This is a genomic window from Psychroflexus sp. S27, assembly GCF_002810405.1.
In the GTDB taxonomy this organism is placed as follows: Bacteria; Bacteroidota; Bacteroidia; order Flavobacteriales; family Flavobacteriaceae; genus Psychroflexus; species Psychroflexus halocasei_A.
Genome location: NZ_NEXQ01000023.1, coordinates 52,013 through 74,499, shown reverse-complemented (window position 1 = coordinate 74,499; position 22,487 = coordinate 52,013). Strand labels below are relative to the sequence as shown.

Here is a 22,487-nt window from a genome sequence, read left to right as displayed (position 1 = left end):
ATCAAATTTAATGAAGTTTAAAACTTTACTTTTCACATTAGACTTGATGATCATATCGTCAAGCCTTTTTGCTCAAAACAACTCACAACTTATTACAGACTATCTTAAACGCAATGCTTCAACTGAAGGATTAGAGTTTAAAGATGTTGATCAACTGCAATTAAGCAGTCAACATTTTTCTAAAAGTCTTGATGCCGATTTAGTTTACATGCAACAAAGCGTCAATGAAATCCTTATTTACAATGCTATTGGGACTTTTTTAGTCAAAAATCAAGAGGTTTCTTTACAAAGTCACAATTTCACGTCACAGCTTAATGAAAAAACTTCAAACACATCTGCAAGTCTTGATGTCAAAGAAGCTATCAATATTGCTGCAAATTATTTTCAATTAGATAAGAATTCTGAAACTAGAATTATTGAGAGTAAAACTAAGAATTCTTACGTATTAGAAAACAACTCGATTTCACATGAAAAAATTCTTGTTAAGTTGGTTTATCAAGAAATTGATAATGCACTTGTTTTAGCTTGGGATATCAGTATCTATCTTAAAAATACTGAACACTGGTGGAGTTTTAGATTAGATGCTCACTCAGGAGAAATCATCGATCAGAACGATTGGTTACTCAGCTGTAATTTTGAAAATCATGATCATCAAAACTTTTCAGGTTTAAAGCAAAATAAAAAAACTCAACAGAAAGAATCTGTTCTTTTTGGCAATACAAATTTAAGCGACAACGCTCAATATCGCGCTTACGATATCACTATTGAATCGCCAAATCACGGCGAAACATCTTTGTTGATCAATCCTGCAAACACAACTGCTTCTCCTTATGGATGGCATGATACAGATGGTGTGGAAGGTGCAGAATATACAATCACAAGAGGTAACAATGTTTATGCACATGAAGATAGAGCTGGCGATGACTCGCCAGGCTACTCACCTGACGGAGGTTCAAATCTTAATTTTGATTTCCCTGTTCAAGAAAACCAGCCTGCACTAATCAATGAAGATGCTGCAATAACAAACCTTTTTGTGCGTAATAACATGATGCACGATCTTTGGTTTATTTATGGCTTTGATGAAGAATCTGGCAACTTCCAACAAAAAAACTATGAAGCTTCAGCTTTCTCCGAAAATGATCCTGTGTATGCTGATGCGCAAGATGGCAGCGGAGTCAATAATGCTAATTTCGGAACACCTCCTGATGGTTACAGCCCAAGAATGCAAATGTTTTTATGGGCAACAGCAGGACAGCCTTTACCACAAATAAACATTACAAACTCAAGCGCTTCTGGAGAATATTTTGGCATTGAAGCTGCTTTCGGTCCGGCTTTATCCACTGAAGCTTTAATCGCTAATCTTGTTTTAGCTGAAAATGAAAATAGCTTGAATGCTTATGAAGCTTGCAATAACTTAACCAATCCAGCTGAGATTGATGGAAAAATTGCAGTGATCAAGCGAGGAAATTGCAGCTTTACTGACAAAGTTATGAATGCTCAAAACGCAGGCGCCATTGCTGTGATTGTTGTCAATAATGAAGCTGGACAACCCATCAGAATGGGCGGAGAAAATACTTCAATCATTATCCCATCCTTAATGATTACACAATTTGATGGGCAAAATATAATTTCAGCTCTTGAAAACAATGAAACATTAACAACAAACATAGCGAATAACGGTCCTTTCAAAATTGATGGAGATTTTGACAATGGCATTATTGCTCACGAATATGGTCATGGTATTTCAAGCAGACTGACTGGTGGAAAAGCTGACGTCAATTGTCTTTTTAATGACGAACAAATGGGTGAAGGCTGGAGCGACTGGATCGGACTTATCATGACAATGAATGAAGGTGACCAAGGTACTAATCCTCGTGGTTATGGAACTTTTGCTGTTAACCAAGATATTTCAGGTTTAGGAATTCGTCCTTTTCCTTACACGACGAATATGAGTGTTAATCCTGCAACTTATGATTTAACCAATAATTATCAGCTCTCAGCACCTCACGGCATTGGGTTTGTTTGGGCAACAATGCTTTGGGATTTAACTTGGGAATTTATCGATGTTTACGGTTATGATCCAGATTTATACAATGGTGATGGCGGAAACAATAAAGTAATGCAGCTTGTGATTGATGGGTTAAAACTACAATCATGTGACCCTGGTTTTATTGACGGACGTGATGCCATTTTACAAGCAGACCAACTGATTAATAATGGAGAAAACCAATGTTTAATTTGGGAAGTGTTTGCGCGTCGTGGTTTAGGCTACAGCGCCGACCAAGGTTCTGCATATAACCGATTTGATCAAACTGAAGCTTTTGATTTACCGCCTTCTGATCTACTAAATTGTACTTTAAATAATAAAAGTTTTAATAAATCTGATTTTAAGATTTTCCCTAATCCAACTCAAAATTATTTTGAAATCGATTTTGGTCAGTTAACTTTTGATAAAATTAATGTTCAGATATACGATATTAATGGACGCGAAATTCTTTCTCAAGAAACTTCAGAAAATCAAGTTATTGATGTCAGTCATTTATCGAGCGGAGTTTATTTTGTAAAGATGAATAATGGTTCAAAAACAACAACAAAAAAGTTGATTGTTCAATAATTAAAAATTTATTAAAAACRGCTTAAGAATTCTTAAGCCGTTTTTAAAATCAGGTTTTATGAGAATTTTGATTGTGTTATTTTTTATCGTCAAAATGAATTACGCTCAAACTTTTGAAGCAACTTATCAGTTTGAGATCAATAAAGAATTCTATGAAAAAGAACTTCATAAAAAGATAAAAGCAGGTGGAGATTCAACCTTTATGAGAAAAGCTTTTTCAAGGTTTCTAGATCCTAAACCTGTAACTGCTAAATTAATTTTTAATTCAAAAGCAAGTTATTATCATTTGATTCAAAACGATGAGGTCAATTATAAAAAAAGAAAATCATTACCAATTATCAAATTTGCAGGTGATAACAACAGATATTACAATTCAAAAAATCAAGATTCCATACTTGTGCATTTCTACAGAAAAAATCTTGACATCAAGGAGTTTCTGTTAAAATCAGATTTTAAACCAATCGTATTAAAAAAACAATCTCGAAAAATTGGTAAATATCAATGTTATCTAGCTGAAACATTTTATTCAAAAAAACAAAATTTGAAACTTTGGTACGCTCCTGCTATTCCAACGCAATTTAACATTATTGATTATTCAAGTTTACCAGGACTACTTATCAAGTTAGAAAGTCAACTTTTTAAAGCTAACTTAGTGAGTTTAAAAGAAGTTGATGCGTCTCATCTCAAAAAGCCATCTCAAGAAATACCTATCGTCAGTCAAAAGTCTTATCAAGAAATGTCACAAAAATTTAACCCTTTTAAGGACTGACTGAAAAAGTAATTCACTACATTTTACTTAAATCCTGATATCTCATCAGGATTTTTTTATTCATCTTTGTATCATGTTAAAAGTTAAAAACCTGACCTACCTTCACAATGCTTCTGAAGGTGTGAAAAATATCAATTTTGAAGTTCAACCTGGAGAATTTACTGCGATTATTGGCGAAAGCGGTTGCGGTAAGAGCACACTTCTCAAATCCATTTTTGGACTTTATGACCTCAAAGAAGGGCAAATTTTTTGGAATAAAGATGAAATTAAAGGACCAAAATACAATTTAATTCCTGGTTATGAACATTTCAAATATCTTGCGCAAGAGTTTGATTTGATGCCATACATCAGCGTGGAAGAAAACATAAAAAAACATCTCTCACGTCAATTTCCAGAGAAAAGTCAACAGAAAACTGATGAACTTCTTCAGCTTTTAGAACTTAAAGATTTAAAAGATAAAATGGTGAAAAACTTGAGTGGCGGACAAAAACAGCGTGTTGCCATCGGTCGTGCTTTAGCCAAAAAACCTCAGCTGATTTTATTTGACGAGCCATTCAGCCATATTGATCAATTTAAAAAACATAAACTGAGAAGAGAGATTTTTTCATATCTCAAAAAAGAAAATATCAGCCTGATTGTTGCCACACATGATATGGATGATGTACTAGGTTTTGCAGATAGCATTATGGTTTTGAAAAATGGTGAACAAATAGATTACAGAAAAGCTGAAACTGTTTATAACAAACCAAAAAACATGTACTGTGCTTCGCTTTTTGGAGAAGTCAATCAACTCATGATTCCTGAGATCAAACCTTCAGATGAAAAAACCATTATTTATCCTGAAGAAATTAAAATATCTGAAAATGCCACTGAAGAAGCTGACGTTTTAAATATCTATTTTAAAGGTCAGCATTATATGATTATTGCAAAATACAAAGGCGAAGAAATCATCATCAATTCAGTTGAAAAACCGACTACAAATCAAATCAAATTTCACTTTGATCTCAAGAGAATAAAATCCAGACTTAATTATAAATCTGAATAATATCACCTGATTGAACCACTCTGTATTGATATAGCGGATAGATGAGGTTTTCACCAGAAATTGGCTGTCCAGTCACAAGGCTATAAACATTGAGTTGCTCACACTCCGATTCTGCATTTAAACCATTAATTTCTAATCGTGCACAATTCTGATTTGGTAATAAATTTGGATCAGCAGCATCCCAAGCTAAAAAGTTATTTCCTGTATTGACAATGATAATACCAAGGTTGCCTTGTGTCCCAACATAAACAGCATTCCCTGGATAGTTGAGGTCGATAAATTGAGGTAAATTTAAGCTAATTTGCAAATCAACATTTAGATCAACCAAATTAGGATTATTTCTTCTTTCATCATCAGACTCACATGAAGTCAAAGCGATTAACAAGCTAAATATCAGGAGGGCTTTTTTAAACATAACTTAAAACTATTGATTTCAATCTGTAAAATTATTACATTTGCAACTTAGAATCTCGTAAAAGCGGGATTCTTTTTTTATGATATAAATCTAAGATTATGAGTAAAGTATCTTATTATTCAGAAGAAGGCTTAAAAAAGCTGAAGGCTGAGCTTGACCAATTAAGAGATGTTGAAAGGCCTAAAGCTTCACAAGCAATTGGTGAAGCAAGAGACAAAGGCGATTTGAGTGAAAATGCTGAATATGATGCTGCAAAAGAAGCACAAGGCATGTTAGAGATGAAAATTTCTAAATTAGAAGAATTAGTAGCAAATGCACGTGTTATTGATGAATCGCAATTAGATACATCAAAAATCTTGATTCACTCTACAGTAAAACTTAAAAACACAAAAACGAATCAAGAGATGACTTATAAATTGGTTGCACAAAGCGAAGCTGATTTAAAATCGAACAAAATTTCTGTTGATTCTCCTATTGGCAAAGGCTTACTTGGCAAAAAAGAAGGCGAACTTGCTGATATTAAAGTGCCAAATGGCACGCTTACTTTCGAGATTATCGAGATTTCTCGTGACTAATCTGTCACAAACCAGCATCCTGTATAAAAACATTCTATCGCTAAAGTTTCTGGCTTTTGCTGAAAATATATTGAGCCTGTCGAGCGAATTTCACCAACAGCTTTTTGCTGCACATTAAGTCGTGAATTTCTGCTCGATCGGTAAAATATATCTGCTTTTTGAGCCTGAAGATTCTCCCCAAAAAAGGCTCCTGAACCATCATAAAACCCGAGTGACATCTTATTGGTTTTTCCTGTGATGTAGAAATCTGAAATGCCAGAACTAACAATCCCGAAATTATCAACATCAATTTCCATTTCAAAATCACCTGAATTTAAAGCTTCATTGTCATTAAAACTTTCAGATACCAATCTTAAAAAAGGAAAATTGAGCTGTCCAAGACTTTGTATTGTGTACTGACTTGAATTTCGAATTTGTCGGATATCAGTTACATGCAAAACAATTTCAGCCAGTGGTTTTGAGTTTCCGAAAGGACAAACATTGCTTAAACTCAATTCTAAAGTTTGATTATTAAAGTCAATATTTAAGTTTTCAAAAGATTTTTGATCGGTGATGATTTCTAGTTTATTTTCAGAAGACTGTTTAATAGATAACTGAATGTCTCTGCGCACAATCACTTCTTCAATAGCAATGATGTCTTGTTCATAGGTTTCTTTATCAGAATGAGAACGCAAACAATCTTTAGCGTCTTCAATTTCACAAGAAAACAAAGTGATTATACAGATGTAAAGCAAAATTTTTCTCATAACTTAAAACCTATTCCGAATTCAATTGATTCTGCTTTTGCGAAATGCGTTTTCAACAATAAGGATCCAAAAAAGTGTTTTGAAATATCGTATTGTAAACCAATTCTGGTATAAACTCTCTTTAAATAATCAACAGGGTAATAAATATAATATCCGATTTGCGTTGCTATATTGAGTTTTCCCATATAAAAACGATGCCCTCCAAAAAGTCCGATTCTTTTGTAATCATCATCCGCTGAAAAGCCATCATCAGGAAAAGCAGCTTCCCTATAAACATTATATTCTTTTGCCGCTTGACTCAAAAATAAATCTGCACCAAATTGTATTGCATTTTTGTGAGTCAAAGGTTTTTCAGCTAGAGCTGTTAGTGTAAAAAATGGATATTTTTTTGACTGCAACAAACCTAAATCATTAAAACCTGAAGCAAATATAAATTGGAAATTCATTGGCTTGATTGGAGTTCCTGAGATTTCTTTCTCCTTAAAACTTATGTCTTCAGAAACATCATACGTCAAACCGGCAGAAAGACCATAATTATTTGTTCCTGTATTTGGTGATTGCATTTTCCCATTTGAATAATGCATCAAAAATAATCCAGCTTGAAACCTTAATGGCAAGTCAAATAATCGCTGAGATTGATAAGAAAGTTCAAATAAAACACTTGCCGTTAATTTTGATCCGTAAGCCACATTTTTAGGATTGCCAACTTTATCAAAAGGATTTGTGACATATCCCAAACCTAAGCCAAACTTCAAGTTCAGACGACGTTTAAGAAAATAAAACTTATAATGCGGGTGAAGGCTGTAAACGCCTCCCAACTCTTTAGAACCCATATTTTGATAAACAAAACTCACACCAAAACTCGGGTAATTATAATAATGATGCCATTCCTCCTCGCCAGTTAAAAAACGATCATAAGATAAAGAAAATCCATGTGTTGGTCCTTGAACAAGATGTGACATTTCTGGTTTGTGCTTAATTACTTTCCCAAAAAGATAAGTCGTATAAAAACCATCAATTTGGTTTTGCGCTTGTGTTACAACGAAGCTTAAAAATAAAATAAGGACAAATAAAATTCTCACATTCACAAAAAAAGCATAGTCTTCAAAACTATGCTTTTTAATTAAATTTTTATGTCAAAACCGATGTTTAAACTTCTAAATCAGCAATTAATTCTTTAAACAGCTTGATCATTTTAGGTTCTGCTTTAGCTGACATTTCTAAAATAGATTGTACATCAACTTCTTTTAAATCATCAGGATCACATTCGTCAGTTAGCACAGAAACAGCAACAACAGGAAGCTTCAGGTGGTTGGCAACAATAATTTCTGGTACTGTACTCATCCCGACAGCATCGGCACCAATAATTTTCAAATAACGATATTCGGCTCTTGTTTCAAGTTGAGGTCCTTTTACAGAAGCATAAACACCTTTATGTAAAGTAATGTTATTTCGTTTGGCAATTGCTTCGATTTTTTCACTCATTTTTTTGTCGTAAGGACAACTCATATCTACGAAACGCTCTCCAGTTTTAGAAACACCTTTATAAGCTAAAGGCGAACCGCCCAATAAATTGATGTGATCGTCAATTAACATGATTTCTCCTTTTTTAAAATCTAAATTAATCGCACCAGCCGCATTTGAAACGAGAAGTTTTTTGATTCCTAAACGATTCATAATCCGAACAGGATAAGTCACATCAAGAAAATCATAACCTTCATAAAGATGGAAACGCCCTTGCATAATCACGACTTTTTTACTTTCAAGATTTCCGTAAATCAATTTACCTTTATGAAATTCAACTGTTGCTGTTGGGAAATGCGGAATATGATTGTAACTGACTTCAGCTAAAACTTCAACTTCATCAGGTAACTTCCCTAAACCTGTTCCTAAAATTATTCCGATATCTGGCGACTCAAAACCTCTTTCTCTTAGGTAGTCAACTGTTTGCTCGATGTATGTCATTTGTATTTTTTTATAATATTTTCTAATTCTGTGTTTCCTTTAATATCATCTAGATAATCAACATCATTTTTCTGCTCTAAAATACTTATTTTTTTGTCCTTGAGCGCATCAATTGTTTGATTAAAAACTTGTGCTGTGCTCCATTCTTTGAGCTGAAAAGCTTTAGGTTTTAAATTTTTCATACCTAATAAATAATAACCGCCATCTGTTGCTGGACCAATCACCACATCATTTACATCAAGCTCTTTGAAAGCTTGATTGATAATATTCTCATCTAAATCTTGAATGTCAGTGCCAACAATCACAACTTTTTGTGCGCCTTCATCAAAAGCAGTTTCAAAAGCAGCTTTCATTTTCTGACCTAAATCACCTTGAATTTGTTCTCTTTTTTTAAATAAATCATCACACCAAATATCGTTTTGATGAATTTGATCGGCGTACCAAACTTGTCTCTCAACATTAATTTTCTGAGTGATCTCGGCTGTATTTTTTAAAAGGTATTTATAAACTTCCAAAGCTGCATGATCTCCAACACTTTTGGCTAATCTTGTTTTGCACTTTCCCAACTCTGGATGTCGTGCAAAAATCAATAAGATGTTTTTTTCTTTACTCATAAAACAGCCTCAGCTTTTAAAAGATATTTTTCCCATTTTGAACTATAAACATGAACTTTTTCGGTGATTTCATTTGAAGAATTAAAAAGCGGAAAACCAAAATCTGCCCATTGAAATATGCCACCATATAAATTGTGAACAGATTCAAATCCGGCTTTCTGAAGTTGAATTCCTATGCGTTCCGAGCGAACACCTAAAGAACAATAAAGAATATTTTTTGAGTTTTTTGAATATTCATTTTTAAAACTTTCTAAATCAAAATTTTCATAACCTATATGTATCGCATTTGGCAAATGACTGACATTAAATTCATCTTTTTCACGCGTATCGAAAATAAGAAAATCTTCTTCTTTTATTTGATGTAAATCTTCAACAGAAATATAAGGAACTTCGCCAGTATTTTTCTGTGCTAATAATTCTTGAATGATTTTTTGATGAGATATTGACATTTTTCAAAGTAAGATTATCAATTTTGAACAGCATCAGTATGCATCACTCCATTTTTATCAAAAATTTCGTCTTTGTGACACTTCATAAACGCATCACAATACAAGCAGATATTTTTCAAATCAGCATTTTTAGCTTTAGCTTCTTCTTCAGAAACACCGAGATGTTTTCCCATTTCAAGCGGCTTTCCTTCGTTGAGCATTCTGAAAACCAAATTTTTGGAAGCGCGCTCTAAAACATCGACAACTTTTTCTTTTCGTGCATCGCCCATCGGAAAGTGTGTGCCTGGGCAACATGGATTAATGCGCCATAACTGAATGCTAAATTCATTAGGAATATCATCATAGCCGCCTAAAAAGTTTCTGGCGCCTGATAAAATATTACAGAAATTATGATCAGGGTCTTTCTTATAAATATCATTTTTAACGGCTTTGCCTCTCGCCCAATTTCCGCCGAGCCACATTTCTTCAGTTGCGCCCCAGTAACCCCAGCTCAAAGGGTTTTCGGCTAAATAATGTCCGCCTTCAATCAACGGATCTTTTTCTGTGCCATTCACGCCGCAAGTCTCAAAAATCTCAGCTAATTCAGCTAGACGACTTCCTGCTTTTTTGTGATAGCGATCAATACTTGCAATGTCAAAACGTCTGACACCTTTTTCGATTAAAATTTCAAGTTTCTCTTTGCTCAACAAGTCTCCATTTGTTTGCAACATCACCTGCGTTTCATCTCCGTATTTTTCTTGAATTTTATCTAAAATAGCATAGAGTAATTTGAGCTCGGATAAAGGTTCGCCTCCACTCAAAATCAAACGATCAACGCGATCAGGCATGTTCTCAATAATCGCAAAGCAATCTTCCTTTGAAATTCTCGCCCCAAACGGACTTGAGTCGTTATAGCAATGGTCACAATCGTCATTACAAAGTTGTGTAAAAACCCAATAAAGCGACTCAACGTGATTAAAATCTTTCTTCATTTTTCGTCTATTCAAATTTCTGGATTGTCGTCCAGAAATCAATTTCTTCTTTTACACCAGATGATTCATCTTGAATAAAATCTTTTTTACTTGTGTATGTTTTCAAATAACCTTTTTCGATTTTAGCAATTTGGTCACCAATCATCAAAGCTTCTTTTAAATCGTGGGTGACAAACAAAGCTGAAATTCCGTATTGTTTGATCAGTTTCAGAAACAGCTTTTGCATATTTTCACGCGTTTCTACATCTAGGGCTCCAAAAGGCTCATCGAGCAACAAAGCCTGAGGTTTAATAATGATGGCTCTTGCAAAAGCAACGCGCTGCTTTTCGCCACCAGATAATTGATGCGGTAATTTAGAGGAATGATCTGACAAAGCAATTTCTTTTAAAATAGCTTTAACGCGATGCTCAATTTCTGTTGTGTCAACCTTTTGCGCCAACAAGCCAAAAGCGATATTGTCGAACACATTTAAATGCGGAAAAAGTAAAGCTTCCTGAAAGAGATAAACGATTTGTCGTTGATTAATTTGCTGATTTAAAATGGATTTTCGATTGAGAAGAACATCACCAGAATCAGGTTTTTCAAGTCCGGCAATTATTTTTAATAAACTCGTTTTCCCACTACCTGATTTTCCTAAAATACTGATGACCTGATTTTCATTCAATTGTAAATTAACTGAAGATAAAACAGATTTATGTTGAAAACTTTTAGCTATATTTTTAAGTTCTAATCGCATTTTATTGAGTATTGATCAAACTTCTTTTAAACATAATTTTTTTATTAAAAAACAAAAGCAATAACGGAGGAAATAAAAGAAGTAAACTCGCCAAAGCTGCTAAAAAAATATTGGCTTCTTTTATAAAACTAAACACTGATAAAGTTAGTGTTTTGATTTGTCCGCCACCGATTAATTGTGTTAAACCATAATCGAACCACGAAATCAGAAAACATTGAAAGAAACACAAACCTAAAATAGGTTTTGCTAAAGGAAAAATAATTCTTTTAAAAGTGAAATATGATGAAGAACCTAAGGTGAAACTCAGATTTTGAATATCAGAAATATGTCGTGTCCAAAAACTCGATAAAATGATAAATCCGAAAGGAAAACAGATTAAAAACTGTGCTAAAACAACACCGAAAAAACTTGCGTTGAGCTTTAAAATTACTGCGAAATAATGCCATAAAACACCCAAAACAACAGGCGACAAAATATAAGGTAAATAGGCAATTTTGATGTATTGATTTTTATATTTTGAGGTTGAAATCACTTTAGAAAAAACAAAAGCCATGAAGGTTGATAAAAAAGCAACACTTAAAGATATCAGAATCGATAGAGCTAAACTCTGAGTCAATTCTGAATCTGATGAAAACAATTTCAGCCAAGTTTTGATGTTAAAATTTTGAGGGAAAACATCAGGAAAAATCCATTGCTCACCAAATGACAACATCATTAAAACCAAGATAGGTAATAAAATTAGGGTGATTAAAACGAGATGTATAGTTCTTTTAAGCATCAGTTTTTCTTTTAAAAAATTGAATAAAAGAAGCTGAAGTCACCAGAATTAAAATTAAAACAACACCTAAATACATTAGTGCCATGGCATAAGCCTGAGGAATATCTTGAAGATTAAAGCGCTGTGCTTTATCAACAATTCGTGGTGTTATCATTTGCGGATTTTGTCGACCTAAAAGTAAAGGCACCTCATAACTTCCCATCACAAAAATGATGTAAAGCATCAAAGTCAGTTTAGATTTTCGCCATAAAATTGGTAATGAAATTTTCCAAAAGGTTTGTTGAGATGAAGCACCTAAACTTTGAGACAGCTGTTGATAATCATTTAATTTTTCGGTATCAAAAATATTTTTGATATAAATTGTAAAAAAAGGAAAAAGCATCAGGACTGAAGTGAGCATAATCCCAATCCCGTAAGCATCATTTGTTAATTCAGGAAAACTTTCTATTTGATCAATAAGACCCAAGTGATAACTTATTCTTGAAAAAAAACCTGATTTAGAAAAAGTTTGCAACACATAAAAAGCCATCACGGTTGCTGGGAAGCACAAAGGCACAAAAATCAGACGGTGAAACCATTTCTTTTGAAAATCTTTTGTGAGTTTTAAAACCAAAAAAAGTGATATGCAAAAACTGATAAACACACTGATCATGGCAATCATTAAACTAAAACCAATAGATTTCCAAACATAGAAATCAGATAAAGTTTTTGACCAATACTTTAAGCTGAAACCTTCACTAAGCAAACCCGTTAAGCCGAAACTGTAAAGGAGTGCATAAATAAAACCTGCTAAGGTTGGTAATAGAATCAGTATTAAAAAAATGACTCTAAAAAGTTTTGTGTAGATGCCTTTTTTGTTCACTCTTGGAGCATTTTTTCTCGAAAATCATCAGCTAATCTTATCATATATTCAGGTGCCAATTCCTGCAAAGCGTTATGTTGAATTTCAGCTCTTGATGGTGCATATTGTCGTTGAACTTTTGACTGCCATTTCCTTTGCAAGTCTTCAGGCAACTTTTCAATATCAAGAACACTTCCGTCTCCCCAAACTTCTGGTTGCATTTTTTGAAACTGTAATTCAGGCGAAATCATTTCATTAATTACCAGCATGGCTGATAATTTATGAGCAGATTTTTCAGGAATCCCGAGGTAGTGAGAATTCTGAATACTACCAAAATCAGGAACATAAGCCCGTGATTTTTTTGAAAAGAGACCTTCATTAATTTTATTATCCACTTCTGCATCATTATTACTCATTGTAAACCATAACTCACCCGCAGCGAAAAGTTGATGCATCTGCGCAACATCTTCAGGAAAAACTTCTCCTTTTCGCCATAAGTAAGGTTTTAGTTTTTTAAGATAGGAGAATAATTCTGAGCTGTATTTCTTATATTTTTCTTCATCAAAATCACCAGAAAGTGTATTTCTTCCAGCGATATCAATGAGTAAACTTTTCATAAAAGTTAAACCCGTAAAGTGGTTATCGAATGTGAATTTACCAGGGTTTTCTTTAACAAAATCAAATAATTCTTCACGTGTTTGTGGTAGGTTTTTGACTTTATCAGAATTATAAATCAAAGTCATTTGTACATTTCCCCAAGGCATTTCATATCCATCAATCTCTTGCTGAAAATCTTTACCTATAAAAGGGTTTTCAAAATCGATATATTTTGAATTCGGAAGTTTTTCAGTCCACGGGCCGAATAGCGCATCGATTTGTCGCAACTGATAAAAAGTTTCTCCATTAATCCAAAGCAAGTCAAGTTCACTTCGGCTTGCATCAGCCTGTATTTCGTTCATTAAATTTTGTACCAAAACATTACCTTGTCCACCGATAATGTTAAGTTCAATATCATATTTCTCTTTAACCAAAGGCTTTACAAAATCTTTCATATAAGCATTGATTTTGGGGTCGCCCTTCCACATCATCATATTGATTTTTTGAGATTTGCCTTGTTCAATAATTTCATCCCAAGATAATTTTGACAAATCAATCTCTTCTTGTTTTTTTGATTCTTGACAAGACATCAAAAAAAATAGAATTAATATACTAAAAGCGAGTTTTAAAAATTTCATTTTATTAAAATAAGTAAGTTAAACCAAACTGAAATTGACGTGGCGGACCTGCATTACGCTGAACAAAACGACCTGAAGATTTTGAACCAACTTGAATCTGATTGCTCTGCGTTGCATTATTGCTATAACCGCTCAAATTTTCAACATTAAAGACATTGAAAATATCGGCACGAATGATGAAACGTGAATTTTCATTAAATACGAATTGATATTGAGCTCCAAGATCAAAATTAAAAGACCAAGGCAGTCGGTCGTTATTTCGAGACTCGCCTGGCGACCTATCGCTATTACCCAAATAAGCTTCCCCAAATCCTGACCCATCACCATTTAGATCTGTGGTTCCATAAATTTCAGCATCAGGAATTCTGTTGATTGGTTGTCCGCTTTGCAACAAACCTGCAAAAGTTAATTGCGTGTTTTTCAATGGAAAATAAGTCAGAATCCCATTGATGTTATGCGTTCTATCATTGATGGACGGTCCCCATTCTGCTTCATAATTATTAGCATCTTGTGCTCGGAAGTTGATATCCTCAGTATTATTTTTTAAAGAAGAAATCGTATAATTTAGCCTGAGTTCATAAGCATCATCGCCACGTGATTTTTGAAAATTAAAACTCGCCGCCCAGTATTCTGATTGCCCTTTTGATTCTGTCATCACAATGTTTCTTGCAACACCGTCAACCCACTGACCATTAATAAATCCTTGATTATTTTTAATAGGAATAGGTCTTGAAGCATCAGCTTCTTCAACAGTTCTCACATCAGCTGCAGTGAAATTTTGATCAATCGTCATCTCCTCAGCAGCATTTAAATTTCGTAAACGAAACAAATCTTCACCTCGGTTATGAAAAAGATCGATGAAAAATAATTTATCACCATCAATTTTTGTTTGATATCCCAAAGAAAACTGATGACTATAAGGATTTTGATAGCCGTTAGGGTTTAAGATACGACGTTCATTAGAAAAAATGCTTTCTCTTTGGTTTTGTAAATCTGAAGCCGTTGGCGCATTGAGGTAAGGGACATCAGGTAAACTTGCAACTAAATTCCCATCAAAAGTGATGCGATCTAAAGACGTATTTTGTGGTAAAATACCTTGATCAATCAAAGCTTGAAGTTGTTGTTTATAAGCATCAGAAGTTGTGTTTTGCTGAAGCGCATCGCTGTAAATTGCATAATTAATTTTATCATAAGCAATGGCATAACCACCTCTGATCACTGAGTTTTTGGACAATTGATAATTGAAATTTAAGCGTGGTGCGATATTATTTTTGTCACCTTTTGTTGCGCCGCCTTTTGAAAGATTGTCATAATCGTATCTTAACCCAAAAGTCAATTTTAAGTTGCGTGAAGCTTGCCATTCATCTTCAAGATAAAAGCTATAAATTCTTTGTGTTGCTCCAAAAGAATTTGGATTTAATTCGACATTATAATTGACAACATCAACATCTGCAGGAAGATCTTCAGGTGATAATCGACTTCCAAAATTTTGAGATCTTAAAAAGTCAAGTTGGTTTTGTGACAAATCAACAAGATAATTACCATCAGGATTGCCACCGCCAAAAAGTTGATGATCGCCTGACAAAAACTGAAATCCAGCTTTGAAGGTATGATTTTTATAGAAATAACTCACTTTCTGTTGAAACTGAAAAGTGTTTTCAAGCTCATCGAAGGTCGTTCCATTATTACCGATAATTGCGATGGGGAACTCTTGAGGATTTCGGATTGTGACTTGAGGCCCATCTTGAAAAGATTTTGAATAATCCCAATGAAAGCGGCTGTATTGAAAATTTGTTTCAAAATCAAAATTATCAACATAATAAGCATTTTTAAAGGCTAAATTGAAGCTGTTGCGTTCTTGCACAAAACCAGCTGAAGGAAATGCAACTCCGCCATCTAAACCGCCGCCTTGGTTGTCAATAGTGATTAAACCTAAATTGGCACGTAATGAAGATCTAAATTTCGGACTCCAATGCTGATCAATTTTAGCCGTGATATAATCAAAATTATTGTTTCCTCTAATTGTTTCAGAAATTCCTAAATCTGGACTATTCAACAAGTTATCTTTCACATCTGTCGTGTGTTCGTAATTTATAAAAAAGAAAGTTTTGTTTTTTACCAAAGGTCCACCAAGAGAAAAACCTGATTGATAACGTGCAAAACCATCTTTAACTTGATTACCTGATAAATCTCTCTGTGCAAAAGGACTAGAAGCATCAATGACAGAACCAGGTCGCGTCAAGAAAAAAACCTCTCCTTCAAGATGATTACGACCAGATTTTGTTGTCACATCAATCACAGCATTATGCGTCAAACCATATTCTGCAGAATAATTACTGGTGAATACAGTCATATTTTTAACAGCTCCAGATGGAATTGGAAAACGCATTCCGCCAAGAAATCTTTCATTATTATCTAAGCCATCAATCGTATAATTTGTAAATAATGGATTGGCACCGTTCACGCTTACATTTGGCGCTTCAGTAAAAAATCCAGTCGCTTTGGTCACATTTGGCAAGCGGTGAAGCACTTTTGAAATCGACCGTCCTTCAACGGGAATTTGTTCAATTTCTTTAGAATTTATCTCGAAAGAAACTTCAGCATCACGTCGATTTAATTGAGGCTGATTTTCAGAAGAGATAATAACTTCGTCTAAATTTTGGATCTCTGATTTTGTAGAAGTCGCGTATAAAATAATTGTCGGGTTTTCATTTGAACGCAAATTGAATACTTCGCTTTTAGCTTCTTTAAACTGAGAATTCCCATTGAATACAATTTGAAATCCATCAAATGAAGGCACAGATTTAAAATGTGCAACACCCGCAGATGAAGTTGTTTGTAATTGCTTAAAACCATGATAAACATTGAATAATTTGAGTTCAACATTTTGTAAAGGCTCATTTGTGTGACTGTTATAAATATGAGCTGATATGTTATTCTGTGCTGAACCTATTAAAGGCAAGCACAAAAACAAAAATAAAATTCGGGACATGCAAGATGTATTAGAATGAACAATTAAATGCTACTAAAAAACGACATCAAGCGGCGAACCTTTATTATAATAAATTGAAGTGTTGCATTTTAACAAACAAGAGTTGTGAAAATCCTGAGCTAGCCGATTGACACTTAACATTGCAGATAGCAGAAAGGTGATCAACTTTGACAACTTCTTTTCACTTTTAAGAATTAAATCAACATCGGCTTGGTTATCAATGTCAATCAACTTTTCTAGAAAAGAATAGCTTTGTTGATTAGTAACAGCAAGATTGGTGATTTCATCAAGAACTATTGAAGACTGCCAGTTTAATTGAGAGAATACATCTTTATCAAAGCAGGAACGCGTTAATCCCCACAGATAAAAACCGCCATCATAGGAAGGGCCAAAACACATGTCTTTTTTTTGTAGGTCATGAGCCGCTTGATTTAAGTGATGACTATTTAAATGTGGTGAATCATTCCCTATAGAAATGACTTGTTTGTAACCTAATTTAAAAACATCATCAATAGCATTGAGGTAGCGCTCTGCAAAAGTTTGTCCTCTTTGTTTGGATTCATCATAACAGAAAAATTCAAATCCAGACTTCTTTAATTCTTTTAGAATTCGATTGTTTTGATAATGAAAAAATTGCTGCCTTTTTACGCCCAGATTTTTCTTTTCGAATTTAGGATTCTGATAAAAAAATAAAATAGCCGTATTGGACAACATTTTAACGATAGTAAAAGAAGTGTTAATTAAATAAAGTTAGCGACCTGGTTGAAACACAAAAGCATGAGGAAAGTCATTTTTTAATTCAAGAAAAGCTCTATCAGCATCTAGTTTAGTTCGGAAACTTCCAATCCAAACCTTGTAATTTGGAGACTCATAAAAAATCATTGAGCTAAAATCTAGCGCTAACTGATCATAGTCGTTTTTGACTTTTTTGGCTTGTTGAATACTTCCTGAAAACACTTGTATTTTATAAACTGATTTCAGCTGAAATCTCGACTCTAGCTTACTTTTGGTTGAACTAAGTTCTTGTACAAGCCTTGCATTTTCACCTTTGATTTCTGACTGAGAAAAAACGGTAAATGATGAATAAATGAAGAGAAAACAAAAAAGATATTTCATGGAAAAATTTTCAGCTAAAATAATATATTTGCGTCACAATCTATTTAGAAGCGTTATAAATTAGCATTTAACAAATGAGTCTATTCAGAAAATCATTGTTAAGTATTACTTTTGTGAACAATTCTGGCTTGTTAAATTAACAGAATATTACAACTTACAAGCTTAACAAAAATAGTTAATTACAACACTATGAGAAAGGTGACCTTAAATCAAGGAATTTTAAAGTATTTTTTACTATCCATTCTTATCTTTTCACTTTCAAGCACTTATGCTCAGGAAGATGAAGCATCTGCAGGAAGCACTGAATCGGCGATTCCCGGAGCTGACCCGGTAGCCGGAAAGGATTTATTCAATTCTTTATGTGCTGCATGTCACAAACCTTACAAGGACGGTGTGGGCCCTGCTTTACATGGCGTAACTGAACGTCGTGATATGGAATGGCTTTACAAATGGATTAAGAACAGTCAAGAATTAATTGCCTCAGGAGATTCTGAAGCTGTTGCTGTTTACAATGAATGGAACAAAGTTTCTATGAATGCTTTCCCTCAGTTAAGCAATGAAGACATTGACGACATTCTAGCATATGTAGAACAACCAAAACCAGAACCAAAAAAGAAGGAAGCTGATGCTGGTGCTGCAGTTGCAGAGGGCGGTGGCGGATCTGGTATTTCTAATGAAGTCATTATTGGCGTATTAGCATTCGTTTTATTGATGCTTGCAGTAATTCTTTACTTGGTCAATAAAACTTTACGCAAATTTGCGGAGGTTAATGGTGTTGAGGTTGAAGAGAAAAAAGAAAAAGGTAAGCCTATTTGGGTTGCATTTGCAGAAAATCAATTCCTGATTATTGTGACTGTTAGTGTTATGCTTTTAGTCGTGACGTGGTTTGGCTACGGTGCTTTAATGAATGTTGGTATTGACCAAGGTTATGAACCAATTCAACCTATTCATTACTCACACAGAATTCACGCAGGCGATAACCAAATTGAATGTAAATATTGTCACTCATCTGCAAGAAAATCTAAACACTCAGGTATTCCATCTTTGAATACTTGTATGAACTGTCACCAGCAGATTGGTGAAGTTGCAGAGGAAACTGCAACTGAGGAATATTCTAAAGAATTTTATGATGGAGAAATCCAAAAACTATACGATGCAGTTGGTTGGGATCCTTCAACACAATCTTACACAGGAGAAACAAAACCTGTGAAATGGGTAAGAATTCACAACCTACCTGACTTTGCCTACTTTAACCATTCTCAGCACGTCAGTGTTGGACAAATTGAATGTCAGACATGTCACGGTCCAGTTGAAGAAATGGAGATTATGTATCAAGACGCTCCACTAACAATGGGTTGGTGTATCAATTGTCATAGAGAGACAAATGTAAAAATGGAAGGCAATGCTTATTACGAGAAAATACACGAAGAACTTGCTAAAAAATATGGTGTAGAAAAAGTTACTGCAGCTCAAATGGGCGGAATCGAATGTGGTAAGTGTCACTATTAATAATAATGAAGAAAATTTGAATCGAGATATGTCATCAGAAAAAAAATATTGGAAAAGTGAGGCTCAGCTGGATGAAAACAATCCTGAAGTGCAGTCACTTGAAAACAACGAGTTTGTAGAGCATATTCCTACCGATGAATTCTTAGGTAATAAAGAAAAATTAGAGAGTTCTAAAACTACACGTCGAGATTTCTTAAAATATGTTGGCTTTAGTACTGCCGCTGCTTCACTTGCAGCTTGTGAAGGGCCAGTTGTCAAGTCTATCCCCTACGTTGTTCAACCAGACAGGTTAGTTCCTGGGGTTGCAGATTACTATGCAACAACAATTGCAAACGGATTTGATTTTGCGAGTGTGCTTGTAAAAACAAGAGAAGGGAGACCGATTAAAATTAACAATAATACAAGTGCAAAAGATTTCACAGCAGGTAAAGCAAGAGTTCATGCTTCTGTTTTAGATTTATATGATATTAAGCGTCTTCAAAACCCTCAGATTGAAGGTAGAGATGCAACTTGGTCTGAGTTTGATGAAAAAGTAGGTATTGAACTTAATTTGGCATCAACTAAGAAAATTGTTCTATTGACGCAGACTTTTGCAAGTCCTTCAACAGATCGATTGATCAAACAATTTAAAGAAAAATATCCTAACACTGAACATATTGTATATGATTCTGTTTCTGAAGAAGCTGCATTAAAAGCTTTTCAAGGGAAATATGGTTATAAAGCACTTCCAAATTATGATTTCGGAAAAGCTGAAACAATCGTAAGTGTTGGTGCTGATTTCTTAGGAGATTGGCAAGGTGGCGGATTTGATGCAAGCTATTCAAAAGGTCGTGAGCCTAAGAATGGTAAGATGTCACGTCACATCCAATTTGAAGCAAATATGACATTATCTGGTGGAAACGCTGATAAACGTATTGCTGCTAAGCCTTCTGTTCAGAAGCAAGTTTTAGTTGAAATTTATAACCAGATTGTTTCAAATGCTGGTTCTACTGAATTAGATGCAAAAACACAAAAAGCTGTTGATTCAGCTGTAAAATCGCTGAAGAAAGGCGGTTCAAAATCAGTTTTCGTCACTGGCATTCAAGATGAGGGCGCGCAACGCATGGCTCTTGAAATCAATGCAGCTTTATCAAGCACAATCATCGATACTAACAACGCAAGAATGATTCGCCAAGGTGAGAATTCCAAAGTTGATAGATTAATTGAAGAAATGCAGTCAGGTCAAGTTGGTGTCTTAATGACAGCTGGTGTAAACCCAGTTTACAGTTTACCAAATGCTGAAGAATTTACAGAAGCAATGCAAAATGTTGATGCAACAGTTGCATTCAGCATGAAGTTAGATGAAACTGCAACGCAAGCAAAATATGTTGCTTCAACACCTCACTACCTAGAATCTTGGGGAGATGTTCAGTTAACTAAAAATACATTCAGCTTAGTTCAACCAACAATTCAACCTCTTTTTGACACACGTCAATTTGAAGAATGTCTTTTAAACATTGTTAGTGATTCAACAGATTACTATGGTTTTATAAAAGAAACATTTAATCAAAGTTTTGGTGGATTATCTTGGAATCAAAGTCTACATGATGGTGCTTTCACATATGAAGGTGAAGTTAATACAGGAGAAACTGAAGGAGAAACAATGTCTTCTGCATTCAATGCGAATTCAGCAGCAAGACAATTAATGTCTAATTCAGGCGACAATCTTGAATTAACATTATATACAAAAACATCAATCGGAGATGGTCAACAATCTAACAACCCATGGTTGCAAGAAATGCCAGATCCAATTACAAGAACATCTTGGGATAACTATATCACTATCGCGAAAAGCGATGCTGAAAGCTTAGGTCTTCAGAATTACAATGTAGCTGATGGTGCATTAAATGGTGATTATGTAAACCTGACTTTAGGTGAGATGACTCTTGAAAATATCCCAGCATTTATTCAACCAGGACAAGCTCCAGGTTCAATAGGCTTGGCTTTAGGTTATGGTAAAACAGAATCTATTCAAGAAGAAATGCAAGTTGGTCACAACGCCTTTAAATTATATAAAGATTTTGATACACATCAAAATGTATCGCTTTCAAAAGGAACTGGAGTTCATGAATTTGCATGTGTTCAGTTACACCACACAATGATGGGTCGTCGTGATATCGTTAAAGAAACAACACTTGAAATTTTCAACACAAGTGATAAAGACGCATGGAATAAAGTACCAGAAGTTTCATTAAATCATAAACCAACAAAAGTAACATCACCAGATGTTGACTTATGGCAAGAATTTGATCGTGAAATCGGTCATCATTTTAATCTTTCTATCGACCTCAACTCGTGTACAGGTTGTGGAGCTTGTGTGATTGCATGTCATAGTGAAAATAACGTTCCTGTAGTTGGAAAACATGAAGTCCGTAAGAGTAGAGATATGCACTGGTTAAGAATTGACCGATATTATTCTTCAGAAGATTCTTTACAAGGAGATTATGAAAAGAAAGACAATATTTCTGGTTTAAGTGAATCTTTGAGCAAATTTGCTGAATTAGAAGAGCCATCAGAAACTGATGTTCAAGTAATTTTCCAGCCAGTGATGTGTCAACACTGTAATCACGCGCCTTGTGAAACAGTTTGCCCAGTAGCTGCGACAGCTCATAGCCGTCAAGGTCAAAACCATATGACTTACAATAGATGTGTTGGTACAAGATATTGTGCAAACAACTGTCCTTACAAAGTCAGAAGGTTTAACTGGTTCCAGTATAGTCAAAACGATGAGTTTGACTACCATATGAACAACGATTTAGGACGTATGGTTTTAAACCCAGATGTCACAGTAAGATCAAGAGGTGTCATGGAGAAATGTTCTCTATGTATTCAAATGACTCAGAAAACTATTTTGGATGCAAAACGAGATGGTAGAGAAATAGAGGATGGTGAATTCCAAACAGCTTGTTCTGCAGCTTGTGACAAAGGTGCAATGGTGTTTGGTGATGTGAATGATAAGGAAAGTAAAGTTGTCGAAAAAAGAGATGACGATAGAATGTATCACTTACTTGAGTACTTAGGTACAAAACCAAATGTGATGTATCAAACTAAAGTTAGAAACACAACAGAAGCTTAATA

At 34.4% G+C, this 22,487-nt stretch carries 20 protein-coding genes; 6 read left to right on the top strand and 14 right to left on the bottom strand.

Going from position 1 to position 22,487, the window contains the following annotated elements; genetic code table 11:
- The first annotated feature begins 10 nt into the window (after positions 1-10).
- From CAP47_RS06705 to CAP47_RS06695, 3 genes are all read left to right on the top strand, one after another.
- The gene (locus CAP47_RS06705; RefSeq protein WP_100775937.1) at positions 11-2,614 is read left to right on the top strand and encodes a T9SS-dependent M36 family metallopeptidase; all 2,604 of its coding nucleotides are present in this window, start codon (positions 11-13) and stop codon (positions 2,612-2,614) included.
- Positions 2,615-2,672: 58 nt separating this feature from the next.
- Positions 2,673-3,383 carry a GLPGLI family protein gene (locus tag CAP47_RS06700; protein ID WP_100775936.1) on the top strand — a complete coding sequence of 237 codons (711 nt, stop codon included), beginning with the start codon at positions 2,673-2,675 and terminating at the stop codon, positions 3,381-3,383.
- A 73-nt stretch (positions 3,384-3,456) separates the two neighbouring features.
- Positions 3,457-4,428, top strand: a complete 972-nt coding sequence (locus tag CAP47_RS06695) for an ABC transporter ATP-binding protein (protein WP_100775935.1) — start codon at positions 3,457-3,459, stop codon at positions 4,426-4,428.
- Here the strand turns inward: CAP47_RS06695 and CAP47_RS06690 are convergent.
- On the bottom strand, positions 4,409-4,843 hold the full coding sequence (locus tag CAP47_RS06690) for a hypothetical protein (protein WP_100775934.1): 435 nt from the start codon (positions 4,841-4,843) through the stop codon (positions 4,409-4,411). The two genes, CAP47_RS06695 and CAP47_RS06690, sit on opposite strands and share 20 nt — an antisense overlap.
- Positions 4,844-4,941: 98 nt before the next feature.
- Here CAP47_RS06690 and greA point away from each other — a divergent pair, with 98 nt between their 5' ends.
- Positions 4,942-5,418, top strand: coding sequence for a transcription elongation factor GreA (gene greA, locus CAP47_RS06685; RefSeq protein ID WP_100775933.1), 477 nt, complete (start codon positions 4,942-4,944; stop codon positions 5,416-5,418).
- Here greA and CAP47_RS06680 read toward each other — a convergent pair.
- From CAP47_RS06680 to CAP47_RS06620, 13 genes are all read right to left on the bottom strand, one after another.
- The gene (locus CAP47_RS06680) at positions 5,415-6,164 is read right to left on the bottom strand and encodes a GIN domain-containing protein (RefSeq protein WP_100775932.1); all 750 of its coding nucleotides are present in this window, start codon (positions 6,162-6,164) and stop codon (positions 5,415-5,417) included. The two genes, greA and CAP47_RS06680, sit on opposite strands and share 4 nt — an antisense overlap.
- Positions 6,161-7,246: an acyloxyacyl hydrolase gene (locus CAP47_RS06675; protein ID WP_153043502.1), complete on the bottom strand. Its 1,086-nt coding sequence runs from the start codon at positions 7,244-7,246 to the stop codon at positions 6,161-6,163. Before CAP47_RS06675 ends, CAP47_RS06680 begins: the two co-directional genes overlap by 4 nt.
- A 67-nt stretch (positions 7,247-7,313) precedes the next feature.
- Positions 7,314-8,129, bottom strand: coding sequence for a purine-nucleoside phosphorylase (locus CAP47_RS06670; RefSeq protein ID WP_100775930.1), 816 nt, complete (start codon positions 8,127-8,129; stop codon positions 7,314-7,316).
- Entirely contained in the window at positions 8,126-8,743 is a 618-nt protein-coding gene (locus tag CAP47_RS06665) for a TIGR04282 family arsenosugar biosynthesis glycosyltransferase (protein ID WP_100775929.1), read from the bottom strand. The genes CAP47_RS06670 and CAP47_RS06665 overlap by 4 nt, the downstream gene beginning before the upstream one ends.
- The gene (locus tag CAP47_RS06660) at positions 8,740-9,192 is read right to left on the bottom strand and encodes a rhodanese-like domain-containing protein (RefSeq protein WP_100775928.1); all 453 of its coding nucleotides are present in this window, start codon (positions 9,190-9,192) and stop codon (positions 8,740-8,742) included. The genes CAP47_RS06665 and CAP47_RS06660 overlap by 4 nt, the downstream gene beginning before the upstream one ends.
- Before the next feature lie 17 nt (positions 9,193-9,209).
- Entirely contained in the window at positions 9,210-10,163 is a 954-nt protein-coding gene (locus tag CAP47_RS06655; RefSeq protein WP_100775927.1) for a radical SAM protein, read from the bottom strand.
- 7 nt (positions 10,164-10,170) lie between these two features.
- Positions 10,171-10,899 carry an ABC transporter ATP-binding protein gene (locus CAP47_RS06650; protein WP_100775926.1) on the bottom strand — a complete coding sequence of 243 codons (729 nt, stop codon included), beginning with the start codon at positions 10,897-10,899 and terminating at the stop codon, positions 10,171-10,173.
- Position 10,900: 1 nt separating this feature from the next.
- Positions 10,901-11,677, bottom strand: a complete 777-nt coding sequence (locus CAP47_RS06645) for an ABC transporter permease (protein WP_100775925.1) — start codon at positions 11,675-11,677, stop codon at positions 10,901-10,903.
- On the bottom strand, positions 11,670-12,539 hold the full coding sequence (locus CAP47_RS06640; RefSeq protein WP_100775924.1) for an ABC transporter permease: 870 nt from the start codon (positions 12,537-12,539) through the stop codon (positions 11,670-11,672). The genes CAP47_RS06645 and CAP47_RS06640 overlap by 8 nt, the downstream gene beginning before the upstream one ends.
- The gene (locus CAP47_RS06635) at positions 12,536-13,753 is read right to left on the bottom strand and encodes an ABC transporter substrate-binding protein (RefSeq protein WP_100775923.1); all 1,218 of its coding nucleotides are present in this window, start codon (positions 13,751-13,753) and stop codon (positions 12,536-12,538) included. The genes CAP47_RS06640 and CAP47_RS06635 overlap by 4 nt, the downstream gene beginning before the upstream one ends.
- A 4-nt stretch (positions 13,754-13,757) precedes the next feature.
- Complete coding sequence (locus CAP47_RS06630; RefSeq protein WP_100775922.1) at positions 13,758-16,745, bottom strand: TonB-dependent receptor plug domain-containing protein; 2,988 nt, start codon at positions 16,743-16,745, stop codon at positions 13,758-13,760.
- A gap of 33 nt (positions 16,746-16,778) precedes the next feature.
- Complete coding sequence (locus CAP47_RS06625; RefSeq protein ID WP_100775921.1) at positions 16,779-17,459, bottom strand: DUF2064 domain-containing protein; 681 nt, start codon at positions 17,457-17,459, stop codon at positions 16,779-16,781.
- Positions 17,460-17,495: 36 nt separating this feature from the next.
- A complete protein-coding gene (locus CAP47_RS06620; protein WP_093244852.1) occupies positions 17,496-17,861 on the bottom strand; it encodes a hypothetical protein in 366 nt (121 codons plus the stop codon).
- Between the two features lie 189 nt (positions 17,862-18,050).
- Between CAP47_RS06620 and CAP47_RS06615 the strand changes: the two genes are divergently transcribed.
- Positions 18,051-19,370: a c-type cytochrome gene (locus CAP47_RS06615; protein ID WP_100775920.1), complete on the top strand. Its 1,320-nt coding sequence runs from the start codon at positions 18,051-18,053 to the stop codon at positions 19,368-19,370.
- 28 nt (positions 19,371-19,398) lie between these two features.
- Entirely contained in the window at positions 19,399-22,485 is a 3,087-nt protein-coding gene (locus CAP47_RS06610) for a TAT-variant-translocated molybdopterin oxidoreductase (RefSeq protein WP_100775919.1), read from the top strand.
- The last annotated feature ends 2 nt before the right edge of the window (positions 22,486-22,487 follow it).

Coding starts and splice junctions, on each gene's coding strand:
- CAP47_RS06670 (WP_100775930.1), bottom strand. CDS start 8,129: ATGACATACATCGAGCAAACAGTTGACTACCTAAGAGAAAGAGGTTTT.
- CAP47_RS06625 (WP_100775921.1), bottom strand. CDS start 17,459: ATGTTGTCCAATACGGCTATTTTATTTTTTTATCAGAATCCTAAATTC.
- CAP47_RS06660 (WP_100775928.1), bottom strand. CDS start 9,192: ATGTCAATATCTCATCAAAAAATCATTCAAGAATTATTAGCACAGAAA.
- CAP47_RS06680 (WP_100775932.1), bottom strand. CDS start 6,164: ATGAGAAAAATTTTGCTTTACATCTGTATAATCACTTTGTTTTCTTGT.
- CAP47_RS06650 (WP_100775926.1), bottom strand. CDS start 10,899: ATGCGATTAGAACTTAAAAATATAGCTAAAAGTTTTCAACATAAATCT.
- CAP47_RS06635 (WP_100775923.1), bottom strand. CDS start 13,753: ATGAAATTTTTAAAACTCGCTTTTAGTATATTAATTCTATTTTTTTTG.
- CAP47_RS06690 (WP_100775934.1), bottom strand. CDS start 4,843: ATGTTTAAAAAAGCCCTCCTGATATTTAGCTTGTTAATCGCTTTGACT.
- CAP47_RS06655 (WP_100775927.1), bottom strand. CDS start 10,163: ATGAAGAAAGATTTTAATCACGTTGAGTCGCTTTATTGGGTTTTTACA.
- CAP47_RS06620 (WP_093244852.1), bottom strand. CDS start 17,861: ATGAAATATCTTTTTTGTTTTCTCTTCATTTATTCATCATTTACCGTT.
- CAP47_RS06645 (WP_100775925.1), bottom strand. CDS start 11,677: ATGCTTAAAAGAACTATACATCTCGTTTTAATCACCCTAATTTTATTA.
- CAP47_RS06630 (WP_100775922.1), bottom strand. CDS start 16,745: ATGTCCCGAATTTTATTTTTGTTTTTGTGCTTGCCTTTAATAGGTTCA.
- CAP47_RS06705 (WP_100775937.1), top strand. CDS start 11: ATGAAGTTTAAAACTTTACTTTTCACATTAGACTTGATGATCATATCG.
- CAP47_RS06615 (WP_100775920.1), top strand. CDS start 18,051: ATGAGAAAGGTGACCTTAAATCAAGGAATTTTAAAGTATTTTTTACTA.
- CAP47_RS06700 (WP_100775936.1), top strand. CDS start 2,673: ATGAGAATTTTGATTGTGTTATTTTTTATCGTCAAAATGAATTACGCT.
- CAP47_RS06695 (WP_100775935.1), top strand. CDS start 3,457: ATGTTAAAAGTTAAAAACCTGACCTACCTTCACAATGCTTCTGAAGGT.
- greA (WP_100775933.1), top strand. CDS start 4,942: ATGAGTAAAGTATCTTATTATTCAGAAGAAGGCTTAAAAAAGCTGAAG.
- CAP47_RS06665 (WP_100775929.1), bottom strand. CDS start 8,743: ATGAGTAAAGAAAAAAACATCTTATTGATTTTTGCACGACATCCAGAG.
- CAP47_RS06610 (WP_100775919.1), top strand. CDS start 19,399: ATGTCATCAGAAAAAAAATATTGGAAAAGTGAGGCTCAGCTGGATGAA.